1 protein-coding gene and 1 pseudogene are annotated in these 536 nt (G+C 64.7%); both read right to left on the bottom strand.

The genetic code is table 11. The annotated features are described in order from the left end of the window. A pseudogene (locus STSP_RS00015) lies at positions 1–227 on the bottom strand (hypothetical protein); the annotation flags it as partial. A gap of 45 nt (positions 228–272) precedes the next feature. Further along, the coding region (locus STSP_RS00020; protein ID WP_232789460.1) for a transposase family protein at positions 273–536 on the bottom strand (264 nt) is incomplete at its 5' end.

The following is a 536-nucleotide window of genomic DNA, read 5'->3' on the forward strand; positions in this document are numbered from 1 at the left end:
CAGGCGTCGGCGTCCAGGGGCGGTTCCGTCTCGTGCAGCTCGACGGTCATTGGGACGGAGCCGGTGTGCATTCCAGTCAGCAGAAAGAGATGGCCTGGCACTGCTCCGCCGCACAGCCCGGCCCGCTGCCCGGCGAAGGAATCTCCGAGGTCGTGACCCTCGTCGTTGCTGCAGACATAGACCTGCCCGTAGGACACGTGCACTTCGCCGCTGAAGAGTGTTCGCATAGATCAAGCGTGCCGCACGGTTCTGACAACGAGCTCTTTCCGACCTCACGCTGACGCGAGGTGAAGGGCGAGGACGGCCTTGACGATCTTGGTGATCCGATTGGTGCTGCAGCGCAGCTTGCGCAGCAGCCGCCAGCCCTTGAGGGTGGCCATGGCCTGCTCGCCGACGGCTCGGAACTTGGCATGAGCGGCGTTGACAGCGCGCTTGCCAGCGGAGAGATTCTCGTGCTTGCCGCGAAACGGGACGATCACGCTACCTCCCGCACCTTGATACCCCTTGTCCGCGAAGCACTTGACGCCGGCCTCGGC

This window comes from Streptomyces jeddahensis, assembly GCF_001642995.1.
Classification (GTDB): domain Bacteria; phylum Actinomycetota; class Actinomycetes; order Streptomycetales; family Streptomycetaceae; genus Streptomyces; species Streptomyces jeddahensis.